This window comes from Flavobacterium frigoritolerans, assembly GCF_025847275.1.
In the GTDB taxonomy this organism is placed as follows: Bacteria; Bacteroidota; Bacteroidia; order Flavobacteriales; family Flavobacteriaceae; genus Flavobacterium; species Flavobacterium frigoritolerans.
Genome location: NZ_JAOZEV010000015.1, coordinates 33,605 through 53,265, shown reverse-complemented (window position 1 = coordinate 53,265; position 19,661 = coordinate 33,605). Strand labels below are relative to the sequence as shown.

The 19,661-nt window shown below is 30.9% G+C and carries 19 protein-coding genes; 6 read left to right on the top strand and 13 right to left on the bottom strand.

Annotation, left to right across the window (positions count from 1 at the left end; translation table 11 throughout):
* Positions 1–301 precede the first annotated feature (301 nt).
* Positions 302–541 carry a hypothetical protein gene (locus tag OIU80_RS16620; RefSeq protein ID WP_264288108.1) on the top strand — a complete coding sequence of 80 codons (240 nt, stop codon included), beginning with the start codon at positions 302–304 and terminating at the stop codon, positions 539–541.
* 513 nt (positions 542–1,054) lie between these two features.
* Here the strand turns inward: OIU80_RS16620 and OIU80_RS16615 are convergent.
* Both OIU80_RS16615 and OIU80_RS16610 read right to left on the bottom strand, forming a co-directional pair.
* Positions 1,055–1,498 carry a hypothetical protein gene (locus OIU80_RS16615; RefSeq protein WP_264288107.1) on the bottom strand — a complete coding sequence of 148 codons (444 nt, stop codon included), beginning with the start codon at positions 1,496–1,498 and terminating at the stop codon, positions 1,055–1,057.
* 13 nt (positions 1,499–1,511) lie between these two features.
* Positions 1,512–2,255 carry a hypothetical protein gene (locus OIU80_RS16610; protein WP_264288106.1) on the bottom strand — a complete coding sequence of 248 codons (744 nt, stop codon included), beginning with the start codon at positions 2,253–2,255 and terminating at the stop codon, positions 1,512–1,514.
* A 119-nt stretch (positions 2,256–2,374) separates the two neighbouring features.
* On the opposite strand from OIU80_RS16610, the gene OIU80_RS16605 reads away from it, so the two are divergent.
* Positions 2,375–3,223, top strand: a complete 849-nt coding sequence (locus OIU80_RS16605; RefSeq protein WP_264288105.1) for an AraC family transcriptional regulator — start codon at positions 2,375–2,377, stop codon at positions 3,221–3,223.
* A gap of 79 nt (positions 3,224–3,302) precedes the next feature.
* Positions 3,303–3,863 carry a reactive chlorine resistance membrane protein RclC gene (gene rclC / locus OIU80_RS16600; RefSeq protein ID WP_319004975.1) on the top strand — a complete coding sequence of 187 codons (561 nt, stop codon included), beginning with the start codon at positions 3,303–3,305 and terminating at the stop codon, positions 3,861–3,863.
* A gap of 53 nt (positions 3,864–3,916) precedes the next feature.
* On the opposite strand, the gene OIU80_RS16595 is transcribed toward rclC, so the two are convergent.
* Positions 3,917–4,948, bottom strand: coding sequence for an AraC family transcriptional regulator (locus tag OIU80_RS16595; RefSeq protein ID WP_264288103.1), 1,032 nt, complete (start codon positions 4,946–4,948; stop codon positions 3,917–3,919).
* Between the two features lie 162 nt (positions 4,949–5,110).
* Here OIU80_RS16595 and OIU80_RS16590 point away from each other — a divergent pair, with 162 nt between their 5' ends.
* From OIU80_RS16590 to OIU80_RS16580, 3 genes are all read left to right on the top strand, one after another.
* The gene (locus tag OIU80_RS16590) at positions 5,111–7,453 is read left to right on the top strand and encodes a TonB-dependent receptor (RefSeq protein ID WP_264288102.1); all 2,343 of its coding nucleotides are present in this window, start codon (positions 5,111–5,113) and stop codon (positions 7,451–7,453) included.
* Between the two features lie 25 nt (positions 7,454–7,478).
* Positions 7,479–8,711 carry a DUF4374 domain-containing protein gene (locus OIU80_RS16585; RefSeq protein ID WP_264288101.1) on the top strand — a complete coding sequence of 411 codons (1,233 nt, stop codon included), beginning with the start codon at positions 7,479–7,481 and terminating at the stop codon, positions 8,709–8,711.
* Positions 8,712–9,046: 335 nt separating this feature from the next.
* Entirely contained in the window at positions 9,047–10,429 is a 1,383-nt protein-coding gene (locus tag OIU80_RS16580) for a PepSY-associated TM helix domain-containing protein (protein ID WP_264288100.1), read from the top strand.
* 107 nt (positions 10,430–10,536) lie between these two features.
* Here OIU80_RS16580 and OIU80_RS16575 read toward each other — a convergent pair whose 3' ends face one another.
* The 10 genes from OIU80_RS16575 to OIU80_RS16530 all read right to left on the bottom strand — a co-directional run bounded on the left by OIU80_RS16575 (position 10,537) and on the right by OIU80_RS16530 (position 19,505).
* Entirely contained in the window at positions 10,537–11,922 is a 1,386-nt protein-coding gene (locus OIU80_RS16575) for a HAMP domain-containing sensor histidine kinase (RefSeq protein ID WP_264288099.1), read from the bottom strand.
* Positions 11,919–12,599: a response regulator transcription factor gene (locus OIU80_RS16570; RefSeq protein ID WP_264288098.1), complete on the bottom strand. Its 681-nt coding sequence runs from the start codon at positions 12,597–12,599 to the stop codon at positions 11,919–11,921. Before OIU80_RS16570 ends, OIU80_RS16575 begins: the two co-directional genes overlap by 4 nt.
* A gap of 358 nt (positions 12,600–12,957) precedes the next feature.
* Positions 12,958–14,928 carry a protein-disulfide reductase DsbD family protein gene (locus OIU80_RS16565; RefSeq protein WP_264288097.1) on the bottom strand — a complete coding sequence of 657 codons (1,971 nt, stop codon included), beginning with the start codon at positions 14,926–14,928 and terminating at the stop codon, positions 12,958–12,960.
* Between the two features lie 300 nt (positions 14,929–15,228).
* A complete protein-coding gene (locus tag OIU80_RS16560) occupies positions 15,229–15,711 on the bottom strand; it encodes a TlpA family protein disulfide reductase (RefSeq protein WP_264288096.1) in 483 nt (160 codons plus the stop codon).
* Between the two features lie 151 nt (positions 15,712–15,862).
* The gene (locus OIU80_RS16555; protein ID WP_264288095.1) at positions 15,863–16,222 is read right to left on the bottom strand and encodes a hypothetical protein; all 360 of its coding nucleotides are present in this window, start codon (positions 16,220–16,222) and stop codon (positions 15,863–15,865) included.
* 350 nt (positions 16,223–16,572) lie between these two features.
* Positions 16,573–17,379 (bottom strand): hypothetical protein, encoded by an 807-nt coding sequence (locus OIU80_RS16550; protein ID WP_264288094.1) that lies wholly within the window; start codon positions 17,377–17,379, stop codon positions 16,573–16,575.
* A 2-nt stretch (positions 17,380–17,381) separates the two neighbouring features.
* A complete protein-coding gene (locus OIU80_RS16545; protein ID WP_264288093.1) occupies positions 17,382–17,909 on the bottom strand; it encodes a heavy-metal-associated domain-containing protein in 528 nt (175 codons plus the stop codon).
* A 1-nt stretch (position 17,910) separates the two neighbouring features.
* Positions 17,911–18,399 (bottom strand): TlpA family protein disulfide reductase, encoded by a 489-nt coding sequence (locus OIU80_RS16540; protein ID WP_264288092.1) that lies wholly within the window; start codon positions 18,397–18,399, stop codon positions 17,911–17,913.
* A gap of 225 nt (positions 18,400–18,624) precedes the next feature.
* Complete coding sequence (locus tag OIU80_RS16535) at positions 18,625–18,987, bottom strand: heavy-metal-associated domain-containing protein (RefSeq protein ID WP_264288091.1); 363 nt, start codon at positions 18,985–18,987, stop codon at positions 18,625–18,627.
* A 161-nt stretch (positions 18,988–19,148) separates the two neighbouring features.
* Positions 19,149–19,505: a hypothetical protein gene (locus OIU80_RS16530; protein ID WP_264288090.1), complete on the bottom strand. Its 357-nt coding sequence runs from the start codon at positions 19,503–19,505 to the stop codon at positions 19,149–19,151.
* Positions 19,506–19,661: the final 156 nt, after the last annotated feature.

Below are 19,661 nucleotides of genomic sequence, written 5' to 3'. Positions count from 1 at the left end.
ATAATTTTCAAAAAGGGCTGTTATAAAAAGACAGTCCTTTTGATTTTATAGATTGGATAGTACTTTTATTAATTGTAACAAAAAATCCAAATGCTATACTTTTTTTCTTAATCCTAATTGCAATTCTTGATGCTTTATCAAAGTATTTTTAGGTGACATTATTAATTCATATAGTTGATATATTTGTGAAATAATCAGGACTGTATTAAAAGTATTTTCTTATATTTAAATGTTTAAAAGTCTAAAAATCAATGGACTTAAAATGATTGATGAATTTAAAAATCTAATTATTTAATTTATTATGTTAAAAACAATTTTGAATTTAAATGGAGTAGAATTACTAAGTAAAAATCAACAAAAAAACATTATTGGTAAAGGTTATAATGGTCCAATTTCTGTTCCTAGATGTGAAAAGAATGATTGGGCGCCTTCAGGTCCAGGTGTTAATCCTGCAGATTACCCTAATTATCCATGTATTGGTCCTCAAGAAAGACCTTGTTTACCAACACTTTTAGAAGATGGTTCTGTAACTGGATGCTAAATTAAAATATTGAGTTTAATAAGCCGTTTCGTAATTCGAAGCGGTTTTTTAGTTTTATTAAACTGTTGCTCGTAATTTCATTCAACAAGCTTTTATTAAAATATTGGATTCATTTACTTTTCATTCTAAAGGGTTTTGCTCCACAATGTTTTTCAACTAATAAAGCATCTGAATCCGAAATGTATTAGTTTTTCTAAAAAGCTAAAAAAACTAATTAGTATCTGTTTCTTAATCAATTTGTTTTTCTCTTCCACCAAGCTCTTTTATTAAACCAAGCAGAATCTTTAGTTTTAGTTATATAATTCCAAATAGTTTCATAATCATTTATTTGCTTATATCACATACTGGAATAACAGGTTTGAATTCCACATATCTATTTTGCCAATAATAATAAGCTGAAAACATCAAACAACTTACTTTGTTATAAAAAGTAAAAAACATCTAATTGCAATTAAATAATCGACTTTCCATAAAGCCAATTACCCTAATTCGTTGTAGTAGCAGTAGTTTTTTTTATTCAGAAGTATAACCTAAAATATCAAATTTATTTTTATTTGAATTATATTTTAATCTCACATTAATTTTTTGGGTTCCATTATTTAATATTAAAACATTCTTGGCTTTGGAATCTCCAAAAGGATAATTTAAGTCCCCATTTTTAACTTCTAATTTAAATTTAGAGTTTTGCTTTTTTAATTCATTTATTTTTCCCTTTAATCCTTTTCCAATAAATACAATATTTTCAGTGGAATCTGTTTTTGATAAATCATTCGTAGTTAATTCTTTTCCAACATTCAAAATTTCATTTGTAGTTGTTTGATTTCCGCAAGAAATAAAAAAGACAAGAATAATAAAGCTAAAACATTTCTTTACTAAATTTAGTATAATTACTACTAACTCATCAATATTATTGTCTAATTCTTCTCTCTTTTTATATTCTCCATTAATACTATTCATTTCTCTTTGTGATTTATTTTTTCAATTTCAATTTTAAATTTAAACCTCCTGAAAAGTTAGATTGAAATGTTTTATTAAAAGTTTGTTGCCATTTACTTTCCATTCTAAAGGGTTTTGCTCCACAATGTTTCTCTACCAACAAAGCATCTGAATCGTTAATAAAACCAAAACTAGGGATATAAGCATTAGCTCCTTCATGCCAGTCGTATTTATCCCACCAAGTATGAGTTATTGTTCCAGATAAAGTGAAATTATTTTTTGTTCTCGTTATTTTAAAATTAGATTTTGATGTTATTATACTAGTTCCAGACATATAGTATAATTCTCCGAAAATACCTGCGGTAAATTTACATTGCAATTCATTAATGTAATCTGTAAAATCGCCTTCTTTATTTAACTTTATATTAAAATTTACATTATTTATTCTATCTTCAAAACGTTCAATATTTACATTTTCAGCAGCAATAACCTCTCTTTGTTTTCTGAGCCAATGAAAATCTATGTTTTTTGTAAAACCTGTACCATCTAGCCACCATTGCAAACAATCAGCCGCTTTGTTAAAATTTCTTTCTCTAGCTTTTTCAATCATTTTTATATAATTGGCTTTTAACATTAAGGCTTTTTCTTTTTCATTTAATTGAAGATAAAATTTAATTGCTTTCGAGTTCCCAGGCATTCCCCAAAAAGGGTATCCTAATAAATTGTTGTATTCCGAAAGATCTAAATCCTCTTTTTCTTTAAATAGACTACTATTCATATTTTGTGGCATTGGTAATTATTCTTTTTTTTGTAATTTAGGCTTTTGTAAAAAAAAGCTTAGTTCCAAATATATTACTATTTTTCTTATATATTTACTTGGTTTGATAAAGAAAATTAATGAAAGAAAATGAAATAGATCGTAAAGATTGCATGGTTCAGGAGTGCGATACAGATTATATTAACCTGTATGGTAGTTCACCATTGTATAGTATTTTTTTTCTGGAAGGCAACGGAAAAGTAAGCGTAGATTTGGTAGAATATACTTTTGATGGAAAAATTATATTATTTGCAACGCCCTATCAAATTGTTCATTTTGATACGAAACAGTCAATTAAAACTAGGAGATTACAATTTCACGGAGATTTTTATTGTATAGAATATCATAAAAAAGAAGTTGCTTGTAATGGACTTTTATTTAATAATATATACCAGCAACCTTATGTAAATCTAGAGCCTAAAGATTATATCGAATTAGATTATATTTTAGGAAAACTAATTATAGAGCTTGAAAACACTACTAGCTATGGTATTGCAGTAGTACGTTCTTATTTGCAATTGATATTAGCATTATGCAGCAAAATAAAATCAGAAGATAATCTTGTTCATGAAGAAAGAAACATACATCACCCGTTAATTCAGTTTAAAAACTTATTAGAAAATAATTTTCATAAAGAAAGACAACCATCCTTTTATGCTGCTCAAATGAATATTTCGCCTAATAGTTTTTCCAAATTATGTAAACAGTATTTTTTAAAAACACCATCTACGCTCATTCACGAAAGAGTGATTCTTGAGGCAAAAAAACTCATTCACCTTAGTTATAAAAGCATGAAGCAAATCGCAGCAGAGCTTAATTTTGATGACGAAAATTATTTCAGCCGTTATTTCAAAAAGCATACTGGTATTACACCAACTGCATTTCGAGAGAATGTTGGCATATCTATCGTAGCAGATTTGTCTAGGTAATATCCCTATCTGTCCATTGTGAGAAGAGTGTAACGGGGCTAATTTTGTTTTTTTATATTTAATACCTTAAAGAATAAAAATCATGAAAATAGTATCGATCTTATCAGAATTGCAAAGTCAGTTTTTTAATTTAATGCGTATCGCCATTTTTATAGTAATGGTTTGGATTGGAGGACTTAAAGCTTTTCAATATGAAGCAGATGGAATTGTGCCATTTGTTGCAAATAGCCCCTTAATGAGTTTCTTTTATAATAACCCAAGTGAATATAAAGACCATAAAAATAAAGAAGGCGAAGTGGTCGATGAAAATATTAAATGGCATATTGAGAATGGAACTTATCTCTTTTCTTATGCATTAGGTGGAGTAATTATAATTATTGGATTACTTACCTTATTTGGAATTTTTAATGCCCAAATAGGTATAATAGGTGGAGTTCTTACTGCTTGTATGGCATTAGTAACACTTACTTTTTTAATTACTACTCCAGAAACCTGGGTGCCAGATTTAGGAAGTGCAACGCATGGTTTTCCGTATTTATCTGGAGCAGGACGATTAGTTATTAAAGATATTATAATGATGGCAGGAGGCTTGTTATGTGCCTCTGATTGTGCGAAAAGAATAATCATCCAAAGTAAATAATTTAGGACTCTATTTTATAAGGCTATCTCATCAGATAGCCTTTTTTATTTATGCTAACTAAAGAGTAAGAAGTTTGTTAACAGGGTATTAATGCTATTCCAATTGATTTTAAATTTTTGAGGAGAAAAACCATAAAAAGCTTTAAAAGCTGCTGAGAAATGCGACACATCTTTATAACCACATTTATATGCTACTTCGGTTACGCTTATAGATTTAGATTTAAATAATTCTTTAGCGTGTTTCATCCGAAGTTCGATAACATAACTTTTTACAGTAGTTCCAAAACATGCTTTAAAACCCTTTTTTAGTTTGAATTCGTTAAGAGAAATCATTCTTGAAAGTTCGGGAAGAGTAGGAGCATGTACATAATCTTTATCCAAAATTAATTTAGCTTGTTGAAGTTTGTCATAATCATCTTCGCCTACCAAATCTATTGGTATTGCTTTGTCAATAAGAGTTTCCAGTTGTAAAATCAAAAGTTCTTTAATTTTAGTTTCAATATACATTCTTTTTAAGGTACCCTCACGATTACAACTTTTAATTTCATGAATTACCCATAGTATAGATTGAGTAAAAGGAATGTAACTAGAAGTTAAATAACTGGATTTTTTTAAGAGAATGTTTTTCGAGAATTTTTGATGAAGTTTCCAATCTTCATTAATCATATTGTAATAGAAATCTTTTGATAAAATTATTGAAAAGTAATTTATTTGTTCAAATGGCAGGATTTTAAAAGTTGCTGTATAGTTTGATGTATAGAAGATATTATGTGTGTTTTCTCGTGAAAATTTTTCAGTTTCTAGCTGATCAATATGAGTCTCGACGTTATTATAATATATAAAATTCATTATAATTGATTCGGAGCTAATCTCAAATAAAAGGGTTTTCGGTTCAGAGAAATACATTTGCGTATCAAGAATTACAAGTCCGTCAGTTAATAAATGAAAGCTTTTTATTTCTTCTACGAGTCCATTTTTTATACATATTTTTTCTTGTGTTAAATGACTTTTTGGGTCATAGCCATCACGAATCACAATAGAAATGATTGATTGTTCGTGATTTAGAAGTTTCGATTTGATTTTCAAAATAATAATCCTTTTTTACAAAATAATAATCCGTTTTTCCCTATAATTATTTGGGTGAGTGTTGGTACTTTTGCGACAAAGTTATTTATAATTAGTCTAAATAAAAATATGTCAAATCATAAAGTTTCAATTTTCAGTATATTTTTTTTAATATCATTTTTTTTGTCAGCTCAACAAAATAAAGGGATAGTAGTATCAGGACAGGTTACGGAGAGTTCAGGACAAAGTATTCCGTTCGCAACAATAAGTCTCGAAAAAACAGATTTTATAATTATGTCCGATGAAAACGGAAAATATAATTTTAAGAATGTTAAAGCAGGAAATTACATTTTAAAAGTTTCTGCAATTGGTTTTACAACTTCAAAAAAACATATTGAGGTTAAGGGTACAAGCGAAATAATTTTCTCGGTTCGTTTAGAAAGCGAATTAAACGAATTAGAGAATATAACGGTAATGGGGCGTACCCAAACGGAGAAAGTAAATAAGCAATCGTATAGCGTAACTGCTATCGATGCTAAAAAACTACATAATTCAACGCTTGATTTATCGCATGCGTTAGATAGAGTTTCTGGTGTTCGTGTTCGCGAATCGGGTGGGGTAGGTTCTAAGTCTGAGCTTTCTATTAATGGGTTTTCAGGCAATCAGATAAAACTCTTTATTGATGGAGTACCGATGGATAATTTTGGTTCATCGTTTCAATTGAATAATATTCCCGTAAATCTTGCGGATAGAATCGAAGTTTACAAAGGTGTTGTGCCTATATGGCTAGGAGGAGATGCACTTGGTGGGGCTATTAATATTGTTACAAATTCTAAACCTCGCACCTACTTGGATGCATCCTATTCTTTTGGTTCATTTAATACACACCGTTCCACTATAAATGCAGGCTATACTGCTAAGAGTGGTTTTACTACTGAAATTAATGCTTTCCAAAATTACTCAGATAATAACTATTGGGTAAATGTAGATGTAGCAGATTTAAAAACTGGACAGTATTATCCAAATCAGCGTGTAAGAAGATTTCATGACAAATATCGTAATGAAACTGTAATTTTTAATATTGGTGTGACAGGTAAAAAGTATGCTGATAAATTATTATTTGGTTTTACAGCAGGTGAAAATAAAGCGGACATACAGACAGGAGCCCGTATGGTTAGTGTATTTGGTCAGGTTTATAGAAAAGGAAATATCTTGATGCCAACAGTAAAATATCAGGTGAAAGATTTCTTTACAAAAGGATTGGATTTTAGTGTAACTGGTAATTATAATTTTGGAGAAGAACAAAATATTGATACGGTTTATAGAAGATACAATTGGTTTGGAGATTATATAGAATTAGAAGGTTTAGGAGGAGAGCGTAGCCGAACATTACGTAAGTTCAAAAATAATAATGGAATTGCTACAGCTAATCTTACTTATAGTTTAGGCGAAAGACATTCGTTTATGTTGAATAATACGTTTAATACTTTTGATCGTAAAGAAAGTGATGAGTTAGTTCCAGAATCATTACTATATCAACAGCCTAAAAAATCTCAAAAAAATATTTTAGGAGCAGGTTATAAATTCGATTATAACGAAAAATGGAGCACTTCGGTATTTGTTAAAAATTATTCTTTGAAAAACACCTATTCCGAGAGTTATAACCCGTCGGGGAATTGGGGTGATATTGCATATATAAGGCATGTTGATAATAAAAGTTATTGGGGATATGGTGCTGCGAGTAGCTATTATTTAAAACATAATTTACAAATAAAAGCCTCTTTTGAAAAAAGTTATAGACTACCAGCTCCAGAGGAAGTTTTTGGGAGCGTAAATGATAATTTATACGGAAACATTGGTTTAAAACCAGAACAGAGTGAGAATTTTAATGTAGGGCTTAGTTATCAAACTAGCTTTAAGAAAGTAAATGCGATAACATTTGATGTAAATCTTATGTATCGCGAAGCTGCCGATTTTATTCGACCTGAGCTGAATTTAAATCAAACAATGGTAACTAATGTTAATCAAAAAGGAGTTTCAAATTATGGAATTGATACAGAGATAAGATATTCTTATAAGAATAGATTTACTGCTGGTGTAAACATGACGTATCAAAATCTTCGTAACAATATAAAATATGAGCCAGGTAAGGAAATAGTCTCTTTAAATTATAAAGACAGAGTTCCTAATATTCCTTTTCTTTTTGGGAATGCAGATGCTACAGTATTCTTTAATGACTTCATAAAAAAGGGCAATAATCTATCTGTTGGTTACAATTTATTATATGTACACGACTATTATTTGTACTGGCCGAGTAGTGGTGGAAAAGTGGGTAAATTCGATATTCCGGCACAGTTTAATCATGATTTAAATGCAGTTTACACTTTTGCTGACGGGAAATATAATATTGCTTTAGAATGTAAAAATGCATTAGATAATAAGCTTTATGACAACTTTTCATTGCAGAAGCCAAGTCGATCTTTCAATATAAAATTCAGGTATTTCTTTACCAAATCAAATAAATAATTTAATAAATCAAACAATAATTATCATGAAAAAAAGTAGCACATTAGCAATATTTGCAGCTCTAATAGCTTTTACATCATTCTCTTGTAGCAGTGATTCTGACTCACCAGATGGAGGGACACCAAGTGTAGGGACAGATAAAACAAAATATATTGTTACCGTTACTACAGGAGCTTCTGGAGTGGCAGACTATTTACTAACTACTGATGACGTAACTAAAGGATCGATTACAACTCAAGGTAATGGATTAGAGCAAGACGGTTCATATCGTTTTTATATTACAAACCAGAATAAATTTTTTAGCTTACTTTATGGGCAGGGAAATCCCGGAGCAGTTACTACTTATGCATTAACAGCTGAAGGGAAACTGGCTAAAACATCTAACTTTCAAGCCGAAACTGTACAGGTTTTTGCAGCAGTAAACAAAGAAATTTTAACTATAAAAGTACCAAGAAGTGGAGCGGCAGCTATTGCATCTATGTATAGAATTGATGCAACATCATCACTTATTGTAGGTGGAGCACAACATGATATCAAAAAACTGGCTAAAAACGGAGAAAGAGCACATTATACGTGGGCAACACAGGTAGGAGATAAAGTATATATGCCTTACATGAGTATTAAGGGAGACGGAGTTGATACTTTTGGAACTAATTATCCAGATAGTACATGGGTTGCTGTATATAACTACCCAGAATTAAAATTAGAAAAAGTAATCAAAGACAATCGTACAAGTTATTTAGGAGATTATTTTACAAATGGATTAATTCAGGATGAAAATGGAGATGCGTACGGTTTTTCTAGCGCAGTTGCAACAAGTAATAGTGTTATAACGTCTACCAAACCATCTGCGGTAGTGAAAATAAAAAAAGGAACTACCGAATTTGATCAGTCATATTTCTTTAATATAGAAGAAAAATCTGGTGGACATAAAATTTCTTCAAGCAGTTATATTGGTAAAGGAAAAGTGTTGTTACAAATGTATGGTAATGCTGGTAAAAACAACGGAGTGGCTAAATTGGCAGTAGCCGATGTGTACGCTCAAACCTTTAAATGGGTTACTAATGGCCCTGCAGTAATTAAATCAACTACTACAAATTATAATATTGCTACAGAAGATAATAACTCTCTAATACTTGGTATTAATACACCAGATGGGAACTGGATTTATACAATTAATGGGGCGACAGGAGTTGCTACTAAAGGTATGAAAGTAGAAGGTGGAGAAATTACAGCTATTGCTAAATTAAAATATTAAATTGATTAAAAAGACCATTTCAATTTGAAATGGTCTTTTTATATAAAATTAGATAAGCAGTATAAAACGCATCAACTAAATAGTAATAAGAATTCAATTAAGTAGAGTTATAGCTAGACAAGAGCATAAAAGTTTAGTAAGACAGACATGAGTATTTTTTTGCAGAAAATAAATTTATGATGATAATTCTAGTATAAAATAAACTTATTTATATTTAGTCTTATTAAGTAAAAGTAAATTTATAGATTTGCATTCTAGGACATTATTTTTTGCTGCCCTTACTTTTAAAGCCTGTATGGTTCCTAATTACTTAATTTTTTATAGATTTTAAAAACATGTCTACTTCTACTCAAAAAAAGAAAAAAAGTAAAAAATCGTTTTTCAAACGCGCTGCAGCATGGCTGCATTTGTGGCTAGGATTAGGATCTGGCATCATTGTCGTTATTGTGAGTCTTACTGGATGCATGTATGTTTTTGAGCATGAGATTAAAGATTTTATTGAGGATTGGCGTTTTGTTACCCCTCAGGAAAAAGCGTATTTGTTGCCATCTCAACTTATACGTATTGCCGATAAGGAAATGAAAGGCAAAAAAGCCACAAGTGTTACTTTTGGAGATAAAGATGAAGCAGCAATTGTTGGGTATTTTGTAGCTAAAAAAGAAAAGAAAGAAGATAATAAAGGCAAGGAGGAAGAAGCCAAAAAAGAGAAAAAACAAGCAAACGCGAGTAATCTAGCTTCAAATAACAAGCCTAAAGATAAAGAGTCAAAACGTAAAAAAAGACGAAGTGGCACCACCTTCAATGTGTATATGAATCCTTATACAGGACAAGTTCTTAATGTTAAAGCGATTTCTAGAGAAGACCCCGATTTTTTTAGATTTATGCTTAACGGACACCGTGCTTTATGGTTGCCTTATGACATTGGTCGTCCTATTGTAGGAGTTGCTATTTTAATATTTGTAGTAATATTAATTACAGGAATAGTTTTATGGTGGCCAACAAAATGGATTAAATCTATCCGCGATAAGAGTTTTAAAATTAAATGGTCGGCTAGTTTTAAACGTGTAAATTATGATATGCATAATGTACTCGGATTTTACAGCGCGATTTTTTTATTGTTCATTTCGCTAACAGGTTTAGTTTGGAGTTTTGGCTGGTTTAGTAAGTCACTATATTGGGTAACTTCAGGCGGAAAACCGTTAGTAGAAAATAGAGAATCACCTAAGTCAGATACAACAAATGTTAAGGACTTTTATGTTTCTACAGTAGATAAAGTGATGCTGAAATTAGCAAAAGAAAGCCCTCATGCAGCTGGAATTTTGATATCAATACCCGAAAAACCAGCAGATCCTATTGGAGCTTTTGTTTATAAAGCAAGCAATACTTTTTATAATATGGACCGTTATAGTTTCGATCAACAATCACTCAAAGACATTACAATCAAAACTCCATTTTCAGGAAAGTACGAAGAAGCAAGTGTTCCTGATAAAATTCGCCGAATGAATTATGACATTCACGTAGGAGCAGTATTAGGACTTACAGGAAAGATTTTAGCTTTTTTTGCGAGTCTAATTTCTGCAAGCTTGCCTATTACAGGATTTTTAATTTGGTGGGGAAAACAGAAGTTTAGCAAAAAAGGAGCTGCTAAGCCTAAAGTAGCTTCAAAGGCAGTAAATGCTCCTAAAAAGCTTGAATTAGAAGAAGAAATGTCATATTAGTTTCACTATTCTAAATAAGAATGCTTAAAAAATATTAAGGTGTTACGTTTTACTAAGAGTTAAATTTTAGTTTTCGTAACACCTTTATTTGTAAAGAGTAATATAAATTAATCAAGGTTGTTTGTTATACCATGATAAAGTTCAACAGTAAATATTGTACCCGATTTTTTATCAGATATAACAGAGATAGTCCCTTTGTGAAGTGAAATAATTTTTTGAGTTAAAGACAATCCAATTCCATTTCCATCGGCATATATTTTGTTTAATCCTCTATAGAATGGCTTGAAAATATTTTTTAAATCTTCTTCTAAAATGCCAATACCGTTATCCGTAAATTGTAAAATAATCTTTTCTTTTCTTAGTGATATGATAACTTTACTTTGATTGTTTTCTGAGAACTTACAGCCATTTTCGAGCAAGTTTACAAATGAGACTTTTAATAAATATTCATTCCCATTAACTGTTATTTGGTCATCATCTTCAAAATCATTTTCGAAATGTATTGCAACATTATAATTTGGATTTGATTTTTGTACCTGTTGTCTTGCGTCTAATAAAATTTCATCAATACGAACTTGTTTGAAAGCAATTTCAGAAGGGTCATAATTGGCTTTGGCAAAATCGAGTAAACTATTAGATAGTTTTGCTAATTTTTTAGCATCCTGTAACGTATTAAGAATAACAATTTTATATTCGTCATTATTGCGTTCCTTGTTGGTTGAGAGCTCTAACTCAGTAATAATAGCCGAAAGCGGTGTTCGTAATTCATGAGAAATATTAGAAACAAATTGTTTTTGAGAATCAAAGGAGTTTTCTAAACGGTTTAGCATTTTATTAAAAGTAGTTGCTAATTCAGAAACTTCATCTTTACTTTCGTTAGTATATAATCGTAAATGGAGATTTGTAGCAGAAATAGTTTTTGCTTTATCTGTCATTTCAACAATAGGTTCGAATGCTTTCTTAGAAAAAAAGCGCCCCACAATATAAAGGAGTAAAATAGATACAATAAAAACAATAATGCAGGTTTCTAGTAAGTTTTCTAATTTTAAATATCCAAATTCATCGTATGCAGCTGCTGTAATAATGTATTCTTTGCCCTGAAATTTGTATTTCATTCCTATTACTTGCCAATCATTTTGATAAAATTGTATTTCATTTTTTTGAACAATTTTTTCAATCATTGGTTTTGTTTCTTTAACAACATCTATATCAACTGCGTCGTGATATAACAATTGAAAAGAAGTTGTATATATAGCAACCTCTACTTCATTTAATGTAGTTCGATTGTTTCTATAAATGTTTTGTAATGTTTTACTATCTACCTTGGCATTAAAGAATAAATTGGCTTTAGTTATTGCTTCCTTTTTTAGTAATGCATAAAATTCTTTTTCTCTGTTTTCCTTTGCAGAAATCAAGATGATAGTGGTAAATACTAATAAAACAGTAGCTGTTGTAAATGTAAATAATAGGGTTAATCGAGTTCTTATTTTCATTCTACTTTTAAAATAAATCCCATTCCAGATCGGGTATGAATAAGCTTTTTATCAAAATCTTTGTCAACTTTTTTCCTTAGGTAATTAATATATACATCGATAAAGTTTGTTCCAGTATCAAAATGAGTATCCCATACTTTTTCGGCAATTTCTGTTCGGGATAAAACACGTTCTGAATTTTGGATCATATACTCTAAGAGTTTGAATTCTTTGGGAGTAAGATTTATTTCGATATCATTTCTTTTTACATTTTTTGTTTGCAAATTCATTTCAAGATTGTCATATTTTAAAATGAATCCTGTATTGTTTATTGTCCCATTACTTCGTTTTAATAAAGCTCTTATGCGAACCAAAAGTTCTCTCATCTCAAATGGCTTTGTCAGATAATCATCAGCACCAGCATCAAAGCCCTCTACTTTATCATCTGTTGTACCCAATGCTGTTAACATTATGATTGGCATATCGGGTTTTACCTGACGTATTTCTCTGCATAAATCCAAACCATCAAGTTTAGGCAAAATAATGTCGGTAATAATCAAATCATACTGATTATTAAGCGCTAATTTTTTTCCAGAGATTCCATCGTAAGCGAGAGTAGGTGTAAAGCCATGCTCATCTAGTCCTCTTTTGATTAATTCGGCTACTCTTTGGTCGTCTTCTATTATTAAAATTTTCATCGGGATAAAGTTACTATTTCATTTTGTAGATTACCCCTGAAATCCAGAAAATAAGAAGGTTTTTACCTATCGTGATTTTAAGACTGAAATAATTACAAAAAAAAGTTGCTCAAATTACTTTGAACAACTTTTTTATTTATGCTTGAATTAAAAGTAAGTTTAGGACTTTGAATAGAATTGTCTATAAAGGAATTCGGATGACGCAGATTCGCTATCGCGAAAACACAGATTAAACGGATTTTCTCTTATTGCTTTTTAAAAATCCGTTTTTAGCCTCGTCTTTACTTTTGTAAATCCGCGTCATCCGCGTTCCATTTTTAGTCACAGATTTTAAAATTTTGCGGTTAATTTTTCATAACTATTTTTGAAACCCTTGTATTCCAGATTTTAACCATTGCTCATATTCGGTGATGTCTGGGTTGTATCCAGTAGGTTTATTCAGGCTTTGCTCATTAGTATCTAATATAATATAATACGGTTGCGCATTTGCTTTATAACGAGTAATCTGGAAGTCACTCCATTTATTCCCTATAGATTTTATCTTTTTTCCCGTTTCTTTAGAGGTATATTGTTCCTCGAGAGGTAATTCTCTTTTGTCGTCCACATATAAAGAAATTAAAACGACTTCATTATTTAAAATGGATAAAATACGTGGATCTGACCATACATAATCTTCCATTTTTCGACAATTAACACAAGCAAAACCTGTAAAGTCTAAAAGGATAGGTTTGTTTACACTTTTGGCGTAAGCTAATCCTTTTTCATAATCGGTAAAAGCTATAATATCATGCGGACCTTTATGAGCTCCGTCTGGTAATGCTATTGCAGTGGCAGAACCTTTGTTTGAGCCTCCTACACCATAAGGAGATTCGCTATAAGTCATTGGTGGCGGGAAACCGCTAATTAGTTTTAAAGGAGCACCCCATAAACCAGGAATAAGATATATTGTAAATACCAATACCACTAACCCCATAGATAGACGTCCTACCGAAATTGAAGTGGAAGGCGAATCATGCGGCAAGGTTATTTTTCCGAATAAGTAGAATGCCAAAGTACCGAATATTGCTATCCAAATGGCTAAGAAAATTTCTCTTTCAAACCAATGTAATTGCAATACCAAATCGGCATTTGATAAAAATTTAAATGCTAAAGCCAGTTCAAGGAAACCTAAAAATACTTTTACCGTATTTAACCATCCGCCAGATTTTGGTAAAGTATTTAACCAACCTGGGAACATAGCAAATAACATAAATGGCAATGCTAAAGCAGATGAAAAACCTAACATTCCTACAATTGGAGCAATACCACCTTTAGAAGCTGCTTCTACCAGTAAAGTCCCTATAATTGGTCCAGTACAAGAAAAAGAAACAATTGCAAGAGCTAATGCCATGAATACGATTCCTAAAATACCTCCTTTATCGGCTTGACGATCGACTTTATTTGCCCATGAATTTGGAAGCATAATTTCGAAAGCACCCAGAAATGATAAAGCAAATACAACTAGTAACACAAAGAAAATAATATTAAACCAAACGTTGGTAGATAATGCATTTAGAGCATCGGCACCAAAAATAAGTGTAATTACTGTTCCAAGAAAGACATAAATCAAGATGATTGATACGCCATAAATAATTGCATTTTTTATTCCTTTTGCTTTGGTTTTACTTTGTTTCGTAAAGAAACTTACCGTCATTGGAATCATTGGGAATACACATGGAGTAAGTAGTGCTGCAAAACCAGATAAGAATGCAATAAAGAAAATCATATATAAACTAGAATCAGATTCTTTCGATTCTGGTTGTTTTTCTACTGTAGTGGCAGCATCGGTTTTAGTAGTTTTTTCGTTTACAATATCAGCAGCTTGGATTTCTTTTGCTACAAGCGTTTTAAGATTAAATTCAAAATATTTTGTTTCGCTAATGCAGTTTTCTTTACAAACTTGGTACGAAAGTTCGACTTGTATCGTTTCTTTTTCAGAATTAGTTTGTTTGATTAATTGAGTAAAAATTACTTTGTCTGAAAAGAAGATTTCATCAACCCCAAAGATTTCATTAAAGGCTCGTTTAGTTTCACTTTCGGTAGGTTTTCCAACAAGTTCATAATTGTTTTTGTTATCATGAAAAAGGAATTCGGCAGGCAGCGGCCCATCTTCGGGAGTAAATTGAGAATATACATGCCAGCCTGATTCGATAGTTCCTTTAAAAGAAAGCACGAATTCTGAAGTGGATTTTTTCTCGATTGAAGCTTCCCATTTCACTGGATTTATGATCTGTGCCTGGACTTTGGTAAAAGCAAAAACCAGTACTAATAAATATAAGATTTTCTTCATTTTATAAGTTTAATCAGAACGAATTGTTCTGGTGATAATTTGATTTTTATTTAGTTTTTATACTGATGTAATTAACCCGTTGGGTGCAATTAATTTTAACACACAGAAACATAGGTTTTGTACATACAAAAAAGGCGTTTCACTTGTTTTAAATGCACATAGCTAACTATGTGAAAGAAATATATTTCTTTATGATCTCTTTTTTACACATAAAATCTATGTTTCTTTGTGTTAAATAATTTTTTCACGACTCGCTCGAAGCGAATAGACGCAGTAATTGCGCCCAAAGGTTTGATATAATTATTGTTTTTTTATTTGAGCTATTATTTGAGCTTCAGTTGGATTAATAGCAATTAATTTTCCTGATTTACTAAAAAGATACGTACTAGGTATTCCTCTTACTCCAAAGATGGCTACTGATTTAGCATCAAATCCTTTTGGGTCAATTAATTGAGGGTTTTTTAGTTTGTCTTTTACAATGGCTTGTAACCATTTTGCTTTATCAACATCTACTGATATCCCAACAATCTCAAAATTTTGACCTTTGTATTTATCATATAGTTTCACTAAATCTTTGTTGGCTATTCGGCAATACGGACACCAAGATGCCCAAAAATCTACTAAAACAGTTTTTCCTGTATAAGAATTTAGTTTGATTGTTTTGTTCTTATCATTCTGTAATTGAATATTAGGGAAAGCATCACCTTTCTTAATTTGTGCATTTACGGAAGTAATAGATAGTAATAAGGTTATTGCTATCAATATATTTTTTATTGAATTCATTGTTTTTGTAATTTTGAAAGAGTTAATTCCAAGACATAACAGAAAACATAGCAAATGATGCTATATACTCAAGAATTGGATTATTTTTTAATGATTTACAGCTTTAAAATGGTTTTGGATTAAACGCATTTATGGCTGTCGCAAAAGGAATCTAGCTTATTTTTGGCGGAAGCCAAATGGAACGGAAATCTGAAGAAATAAAGATTTCTGAATAATAATAGTTTTGCTTTCTTTCGGAAAAATTAAAAAAAGAATGATTGTCTATTTGAAAAGAAATCATTGGTGAATAATAACTACAATAAACTACAGGGCAATCGGCAGAACTTTCTATACAACCCTTAGCGCATCTGTGTTCTTTTGTTTTTAAATCGGCTTTTTTACAATCGGCTTTTAAGAATGTTTTGTTTTTAAAACATATCTTTTCTATTTTAATTCCACGTGCAAAATTAAGCGTAGGTCCCATAAAGAAACCAAACGTTATAAGTAATAGTATGTAGAATTTTTTTGCCATAAGAAACACGAAAATAAAATTTAATTATCAGATGGGTGTTAATTTTGATGTAAATGTTATACGTTTAATCAGAACGTTTTGTTCTGATGGTAATTAGACTTTTATTAAAATAAACCTAACAAGTTTTAGAAACCTGTTAGGCTTGGAATGAGACCTTATTTTTTTGAGTAAAACGACCTTTTACACAACTAAAAAAGAGATCTCTATATAAACGTTTTTTCTAGCCAAATTTTTTTGTTTCACGCAGATTGCTTCGCCTATTCGCTTTCGCTCGGGTCTACAGATTGAAGCAGATTTAATTTAGATCATAAATAAATCTGCGTGAAATAAAATTTACCTACAGCTTAAAACTATTTCGTCACGTTAAAGAAAGTGTATTCTAGTTTTAAGAAAACACCATCAGATGCAGCACGTTGCATTGAGCTATACAATTCTTTCTTGTAAGCAAGGTCAATTCTCGCCTGACTATTAATGATAAACTGAATAGAAGGAACTACATCTAGATATGATTTTCCATTTTCGGTAATTGTTTGTCCCGTAAACTCCAACATTGCATTAATATTGGTTTGTTTATAACTCGTATATTTTTTCGGATGCATTAATTTACCTACCGAAAAAGTATAGTTTACAGCATTTTTACCCAAGGCATCTGGAAAACTATAATCAGGGTTGTTAAGTGCACGCACATAACTAACAGATGAACTTATTGCAACTTTATGAATTAACTGAGTTGCAACTAAACCTGCTTCGTAACCAGAATTCCCGTTAGCTAAGTCTATAGCTTCCTGATTAAAAAAGGAGTTATTATAACTGTATCGTCCAAAGGCAGCCATCCTAAAATGACTCTGTAAATCATCTACAGAAAAGAATCGGTATTTGGCATAAAAACCACCACCTTTGAGTCCTAATCCGTTTTCTTGGTTACTCAGAAATGCAGAGGTACGAACCATTAAATTTTTATTTATTCCCCAAGTAACTTCGGGTGTTAGATTGTACATAGAACCACTTTCGTGTTTGTTATCCATAAGTGATTGTCCAACGCGAACCCCGATAGAACCTGCAGGAGCGTTACTAGCCGGTTCTGTTACTACGAATAACTCTTGTGCCTCTATATTGTATGAAACAAGGAATAAGAAAACTATTGATAGATATTTCATTTTTATAGTGCTTTTAAGTAATAATCATTCTCATTTTCTGTAGCATAACCAGGATACTTAGAATATGATTTAACTAGTTTTTTGTACTCTTTTTGGGTTACAAAACCTTTATCCAGCACTCTGTATTTTGCTTCAGCATGAGCTACAGGGTTTTTAATGTCGATGAAAGTGTATGTAGCATCTTCAACTTTTAGTGTTGTATTATCCTCGATTTTATCAGTATGAAACTTAGCTGTTAAAACCAATGAACCTACGAAGAACCCAGCTTTTTCAACAGCTTTTTTCAATACTTTAGGTTCTAATGAATTATCTTTTTTAAAGTAAACCGTAAATGTATTTGTGTTTAAGTCAGTGGCAATACTATCTACTTCTGTAAATGATTTTAATTGCTTGTTTATGGCATTAGAACACATAGAACAAGTTAATCCTGTTGCTATGATTTCGGCTTTAGATATTTGAGAATATGATTTTACACCAGTTAACAATAGTACAAGTGTAACGGCTATGAATTTTATATTTATGGTTTTCATTTTATTTTTTGTTTTTTTTGATTTGAGCAATTATTTGCGCTTCAGTTGGATTTATAGCAATCAGTTTTCCTGATGCATCAAAAAGATAGGTCGATGGCAAAGCATCAACTCCAAAAGTTACAGCCGTTTTAGCATCAAAACCTTTAGGGTCGATTAATTGCTGGTGCTTCAGTTTGTCTTTTTCGATGGCTTTTAACCATTTAGCTTTGTCAATATCTATTGATATTCCAACTATTTCAAAGTTCTGACCTTTGTATTGGTCGTATAGTTTTACCAATTTTTTATTGGCCATTCGACAAGGAGCACACCATGAAGCCCAAAAGTCTACCAAAACTGTTTTTCCTTTAAAAGAATTTAGTTTAACGGTAGCATTCTTGTTGTTTAGAAGCTGAACTTCTGGAAAAGAATCTCCTGTTTTTATTTGTGCACTTGCTATAGAAACAGTTGCTACAAGGGTAATTAATGTGATTATATTTTTTATTTTGAACATGATATTTTTTTTTTAATGCTTTACTTGTTGAGTGTAATTGATTTTAACGCATAGAGACATAGGTTTTGTACTCTCAAAATAGGCGTTTCACTTATTTTAAATGCACATAGCTGGTTATGCGAAAGAAATGTTTTTCTTTTTGGAATCTTTTTTACACATAAAATCTATGTCTCTATGTGGTGAAAAAAAACGAATTACAATAAACAGGTAATTATTTGATTATGATTACTCTGCTTTTTTAGGGCTTGCTTCTCTATCATATTGGCAACATCCATGTAATTCATCATAAACTGAATTTGGAGCAGTAAATTTTTCATTATCATATCCTGCATCAGCAACACGTTTTAGTATAGCATCAACATTGGTTTTCTTGTTATCATAAGTAATGGTTGCTACTTTGGTAGTTTCATTCCAGTTTACTTTAGCTTCTTTATTGACGTTTGCTGCAGTTTCGATGGTTTTTTTGCACATGCTGCAATTACCATTGATTTTTACAGTTTGAGTAGTTTTATTTTTTATTTGCGCGCTGGCGTAAGTAACTGATAGTAATAGCGTCATTACCATCAATAATTTTTTTATTGAGTTCATTGTATGTAATTTTTTTTGGATGGATTAATCCTAAAACACAACAGAAACTATAGCAAATACAGCTATTTCTGTGAATAGAATTGGGATTAAAAAATGTTTTTGATTTAAAGCCTTAAAACGACTTTTGAAAAAGACAGACTTATGGCTGTCGGGAAATAAATCTAGCTTATTTTAGGTGGAAGCCAGATAGAACGGAAATCTGAAGAAATAAAGATTTCAGAATAATAGTAATTTTGTTTTCTTTCAGAAAAACTAAAAAGTGAATTGTTTTCTGTTTGAAAAAGTGCCATTGGCGAAAAACCACAGTTTCCAGTTGTAGAACCACATGAATTCCCTGAACAACTGTTATCGCAATTGTGCCCTTTTTTATTAGAATCTTTTTTCTTGCAACAGTCTTTTACTGTAGATTCTTTTTTACAACATGACATTTCTTTTTTTGTTCCATGCGCATAAGTAAACGTTGGTCCCATTAGGAAACCAAGTGTAACAAGTAGCAATATGTAGAACTTTTTTGTCATAGTTAAGGGCAAAGATACTTTTTCTTGATTGTCTTAGTTGTTAAAATTTTTATAAACCTTTTAGTTTGATTGATTTTTGGTACTTTTTAGCATTTGGTTTTAAGTGTGCGATTGTTCGCAAGTTTTTGAGTAGTAATAAGATATATTCGTGTATTA

Excerpts from the sequence above, each read along its gene's own strand:
- OIU80_RS16575 (WP_264288099.1), bottom strand. The coding sequence starts at position 11,922 with ATGAAAATAAGAACTCGATTAACCCTATTATTTACATTTACAACAGCT.
- OIU80_RS16605 (WP_264288105.1), top strand. The coding sequence starts at position 2,375 with ATGAAAGAAAATGAAATAGATCGTAAAGATTGCATGGTTCAGGAGTGC.
- OIU80_RS16585 (WP_264288101.1), top strand. The coding sequence starts at position 7,479 with ATGAAAAAAAGTAGCACATTAGCAATATTTGCAGCTCTAATAGCTTTT.
- OIU80_RS16565 (WP_264288097.1), bottom strand. The coding sequence starts at position 14,928 with ATGAAGAAAATCTTATATTTATTAGTACTGGTTTTTGCTTTTACCAAA.
- OIU80_RS16560 (WP_264288096.1), bottom strand. The coding sequence starts at position 15,711 with ATGAATTCAATAAAAAATATATTGATAGCAATAACCTTATTACTATCT.
- OIU80_RS16550 (WP_264288094.1), bottom strand. The coding sequence starts at position 17,379 with ATGAAATATCTATCAATAGTTTTCTTATTCCTTGTTTCATACAATATA.
- OIU80_RS16530 (WP_264288090.1), bottom strand. The coding sequence starts at position 19,505 with ATGACAAAAAAGTTCTACATATTGCTACTTGTTACACTTGGTTTCCTA.
- OIU80_RS16615 (WP_264288107.1), bottom strand. The coding sequence starts at position 1,498 with ATGAATAGTATTAATGGAGAATATAAAAAGAGAGAAGAATTAGACAAT.
- OIU80_RS16620 (WP_264288108.1), top strand. The coding sequence starts at position 302 with ATGTTAAAAACAATTTTGAATTTAAATGGAGTAGAATTACTAAGTAAA.
- OIU80_RS16545 (WP_264288093.1), bottom strand. The coding sequence starts at position 17,909 with ATGAAAACCATAAATATAAAATTCATAGCCGTTACACTTGTACTATTG.
- OIU80_RS16570 (WP_264288098.1), bottom strand. The coding sequence starts at position 12,599 with ATGAAAATTTTAATAATAGAAGACGACCAAAGAGTAGCCGAATTAATC.
- OIU80_RS16610 (WP_264288106.1), bottom strand. The coding sequence starts at position 2,255 with ATGAATAGTAGTCTATTTAAAGAAAAAGAGGATTTAGATCTTTCGGAA.
- OIU80_RS16580 (WP_264288100.1), top strand. The coding sequence starts at position 9,047 with ATGTCTACTTCTACTCAAAAAAAGAAAAAAAGTAAAAAATCGTTTTTC.
- OIU80_RS16540 (WP_264288092.1), bottom strand. The coding sequence starts at position 18,399 with ATGTTCAAAATAAAAAATATAATCACATTAATTACCCTTGTAGCAACT.
- OIU80_RS16535 (WP_264288091.1), bottom strand. The coding sequence starts at position 18,987 with ATGAACTCAATAAAAAAATTATTGATGGTAATGACGCTATTACTATCA.
- OIU80_RS16555 (WP_264288095.1), bottom strand. The coding sequence starts at position 16,222 with ATGGCAAAAAAATTCTACATACTATTACTTATAACGTTTGGTTTCTTT.